Origin of the sequence: Rhodococcus sp. EPR-157 (assembly GCF_001647195.1) — a bacterium.
Classification (GTDB): domain Bacteria; phylum Actinomycetota; class Actinomycetes; order Mycobacteriales; family Mycobacteriaceae; genus Rhodococcoides.
In genome coordinates this window covers 1-3,423 of sequence record NZ_LVCV01000448.1, presented here as the reverse complement: position 1 = coordinate 3,423, position 3,423 = coordinate 1, and the positions used below count along the sequence as shown (strand labels likewise).

Below are 3,423 nucleotides of genomic sequence, written 5' to 3'. Positions count from 1 at the left end.
CTCGGTGGTGACCATCAGGACTTCCTTTTCCGTCGTGCTCGGTTGGCTACGGCCACGAACGCGTTGCGCTCACGCAGGGTTAGCGTGCGGTAGACCGTGGGCGATTGACCGGTCAGCAGGCAGAACGCGGCGAGGCGTTCTGCCTGCGCGTCGGCTAGTTCCCGCTGTCGTCTTTTGGGTCGTCGTCCTCTTGGTCCAGGCCGACGTCGTGGCTGATCTCGCGGAGTGTGCGCTTGTTGTAGTCGCGGAACTTGAGGTCGGGCTGGTCCTCGTTGACCTTGGCGCGGACGTAGCCGAGAGCTTTCGTCAGCTTGTACGAACCCGCGTCCTCGATCGTGCCGCCGAGCGTCTTCTCGATGTCGTCGAGCTGCTCGCCGGTGAGGTCGTTGAGAATGTCGGTCAGTGTCAGTTTCATAGTCCCGCTTCGTCTTTCTTTCTGATGATTTCTCGCCGCACTCGTTGCACGGCGAACGTCCTGTTCGCGTTGAGCGTTCGATACAGCCAAGGGTTCGGGGCCTGCCCGTCCCAGCGGGTGCCGGCGTGGTTCATCTCGACGTAGATGCCGCCACCGTGACTGTTGTAGGAACCGTTGCCGGCGCTCAAGTGCGACTTCAGATTCGACGCCTTGCCCTTGAGCGAGGCGCGAGTCTTGCCGCCGTACCTCGGGGCTTGGAACCGTCCCGTCACCATTGCCCTACTGGTGATCTGCTGGAAAGCCGGCTTCAGTTGCCGGGAGGTCGCAGCGAACTTGGTGAGCTTCGCTACGATCTCGTCTTTGCCGTCGAGGTCGACGTCGATCTTGATGCCGGCCATGAGAGCTAGGCGACGATCCGCTCGGGAACGCCTTCGATCTCCCACTCGATCTCGGTCTGGTGCGCCACGGTTGCCTCGCCACCGATACCGGGCTTACGCGAGATCTTCACGTCACCACCGAAGTGCGGCTGCGCTTCGGACGGCACCTCGTTGCCGTAGGGCTTGATCAGGAACGGGACCACCTGACCGGAGTTCTCCCAAGCGAGCGTCCACAGGCTGTCGGCCGCGTAGTCGTCGTACATCTCACCGCGCAGGAACCACTGCGAGGTGTCGCCGGTAGCGGCGTTGGCGAAGGTGATGAAATCACCGTCCTCGCCGTCGTCCGGCTCCGCGCGCACCTGGTGTAGGTAGCTGTTGTACTCGGTGCCGTCGAACGAGATCTGAAGGTTTTCACCCTTGGTGCCTTTGAATGGCATTGCTACACATCCTCTTTCAGGTTGATGGTTACGGACGCCTCGATTTGGGCGCCGATGGTGGGGGAGTCGTCCTCGGTACCTATGAGGGGGTACTGCACGTCATCGACCGACATGCCGACATCGGTCAGCGCGAGTACGGCGGCGGTGATGTCGTCTTCCAGTGCGCGCTGGACCGTGTCGCCCGTGCCACGGCCGGCGACAAGCTGCACGAGATAATGCAGGACGAACGGGTGCTCGAACGTCGTATCGCCCTCGCTGTCGAGGAACGGCTGCGCCGGCACGACGATTGCCACCGGCGGAACGACCTTCCGCTCCGCCCACCCCTGGACGCGGAGGCCGGAACCTTCCAGGGTGGCAACGACCTTCGCGGTGGCCTGTGTGATGTTCATCAGAACGGACTGACGAATCGTCGGGCCTGCCGCATGATCACGTGCAGCGGATCACGTGAAGGCCGAGACTGGCGTGAGTTGCCGAACGGGTCCGTACTGGTGCTCGGACCCGACGACGCGTCGAACAGTTCCGCACCGACGAGCAGGTACCACCGTCTGCGGGTTGCCGCCGGAACGGGCCTCTGAGGATCGCGGCAGAACTCGTCCACCAACTCGACGGCACTGTCCAGGTCGCGCTTGAGGTCGTCGTCGTCGCTCGGGTCGGCGTTGACGAAATTCCGGAACTCCTCGACGGTCGGGACAGTGACCGTCGAGTCGTCCGGTTCCGGCGCTGTCATCTACTCGTCCGGCCAGGTGATCGCGGTCATGCCCTTGGGCTGCTCGGAGTAGATCCCCTGGTAGCCATAGACGCTGAAGTCCTTGGTCAGGTTGATAATGTTCTCGTCCTGGAGCGAGAACGGAGCGCCGGCCGACTCCATCGACGTGATCGCTTCGCGCGAGGAGACGCGGAATGTACCGGGCGGCAGTCGATCTCCGACGACACCGGGCAGGCCGGCCATGTTGAAGCCGATCTCTACGTCGTCGGTCTGGCTGACGTTTGCGCTGCCCCAGGTGTTCTGTCCGTCACCGTTGACATTGAAGATCGGCCGGCCGGTGGCATCCTCCAGCAGGGCGATGTCCTTGTAGACATCGAAGCTGCACACGATGAGGTCGGCACGCAGCCCCTTGGCGTTCTGGATGATCGAGTGCTTCGCGTCGAGTACGACGCTGATCCACTCGGCGGCCGTCGCCGGCTTCGCGAGAACGGGGATCGAGTTGACGCCCTCGGCTCCACCCAGGGGCAGCGCGAGCATGAACGCCTGGACGTAGTTCTCGTAGGCCTCGGCGTACTGGATGCCCATCCACCGCAGGCCGGTGTCCAGGATCGGGACCTTGGACCGTTCGATGGCCTGGCGACTGAAGCTGGTGTAGCCGCCGACTGTGCGGACGGTGCCGCTGCCCGTGCCGAGCTTGATCTCCAGGTAACCCAGATCGTCACCTTCGAGTGCCTGGACGGTGATGGCCCCGGTTTCCGTGATGACCTTGGCGTACTCGAACGAGTCGCCGTCCGGCGGCAGCGATTCACGGGAGAACATGGTCGAGATCGGCCGGCTGCGGTTGGTGAGTCGGAGCTGCTTCTCCAGCCACGCCGGCTGGACAACGCCGTCCGCGACGACCTGACCTTCGTAGGCGCGGGTCTCGATGCGCAGCGACTCCAGCTCGTCGTTGACGCTACGAATCTCGTCGATTGCGTCGCGGTCGCCCTTGGCCATTGCCTTGAGCAGTTCGCCGCCGGTGCGGACCTGGAATTCACGCCGGCCGCGCGCCTGTGCGGGTCCGGTGTCTTCGAGTACTCCGATACGTCGAATCATCTCGGCATTGTCGGTGCGGAGCTGGGTGACCTCGGGATCGTCTTTGATTCCGGCGGCGACGAGGCGTGCGAGCTCTTCGGGGTCCATGCGTGTTTCCTCTTCTGTGACAGCGCTTCTCACGCTTTCGATGACCGCGCCTTTGTAGGCGGGGATTTCAGTGATGGACACTTCGCGCAGTGTCGCTTTGGTGCGGACGAGCACGCCGTCGCGCTTATCCTCGGCACCGGGTAGGAACCCGACCGAGAAGTATTTGAGTACGCCGTCGCGTGCGAGTTCGAGAACTTCGTCACCGCGTGCGGTGTTCGCGATGCGCGTTTCGACGTAATAGCCCTCGGGGCGGTTCTTACCGGAGATGACGACGCCGACCGGGAGTTCGCCGCGAGTCTTCCATCC

6 protein-coding genes are annotated in these 3,423 nt (G+C 63.4%); all 6 read right to left on the bottom strand.

Going from position 1 to position 3,423, the window contains the following annotated elements:
- Positions 1–154: 154 nt before the first annotated feature.
- Positions 155–415, bottom strand: coding sequence for a hypothetical protein (locus A2J03_RS20930; protein ID WP_068377872.1), 261 nt, complete (start codon positions 413–415; stop codon positions 155–157).
- A complete protein-coding gene (locus tag A2J03_RS20925) occupies positions 412–813 on the bottom strand; it encodes a hypothetical protein (RefSeq protein ID WP_068377870.1) in 402 nt (133 codons plus the stop codon). Before A2J03_RS20925 ends, A2J03_RS20930 begins: the two co-directional genes overlap by 4 nt.
- A 5-nt stretch (positions 814–818) precedes the next feature.
- Positions 819–1,229, bottom strand: a complete 411-nt coding sequence (locus A2J03_RS20920; protein ID WP_068377868.1) for a hypothetical protein — start codon at positions 1,227–1,229, stop codon at positions 819–821.
- 2 nt (positions 1,230–1,231) lie between these two features.
- A complete protein-coding gene (locus tag A2J03_RS20915; RefSeq protein WP_068377866.1) occupies positions 1,232–1,618 on the bottom strand; it encodes a hypothetical protein in 387 nt (128 codons plus the stop codon).
- A complete protein-coding gene (locus A2J03_RS20910; RefSeq protein WP_068377864.1) occupies positions 1,618–1,956 on the bottom strand; it encodes a hypothetical protein in 339 nt (112 codons plus the stop codon). Before A2J03_RS20910 ends, A2J03_RS20915 begins: the two co-directional genes overlap by 1 nt.
- On the bottom strand, positions 1,957–3,423 hold a 1,467-nt coding region (locus A2J03_RS20905; protein ID WP_068377862.1), incomplete at its 5' end, for a phage major capsid protein.

Coding starts and splice junctions, on each gene's coding strand:
- A2J03_RS20925 (WP_068377870.1), bottom strand. CDS start 813: ATGGCCGGCATCAAGATCGACGTCGACCTCGACGGCAAAGACGAGATC.
- A2J03_RS20915 (WP_068377866.1), bottom strand. CDS start 1,618: ATGAACATCACACAGGCCACCGCGAAGGTCGTTGCCACCCTGGAAGGT.
- A2J03_RS20910 (WP_068377864.1), bottom strand. CDS start 1,956: ATGACAGCGCCGGAACCGGACGACTCGACGGTCACTGTCCCGACCGTC.
- A2J03_RS20930 (WP_068377872.1), bottom strand. CDS start 415: ATGAAACTGACACTGACCGACATTCTCAACGACCTCACCGGCGAGCAG.
- A2J03_RS20920 (WP_068377868.1), bottom strand. CDS start 1,229: ATGCCATTCAAAGGCACCAAGGGTGAAAACCTTCAGATCTCGTTCGAC.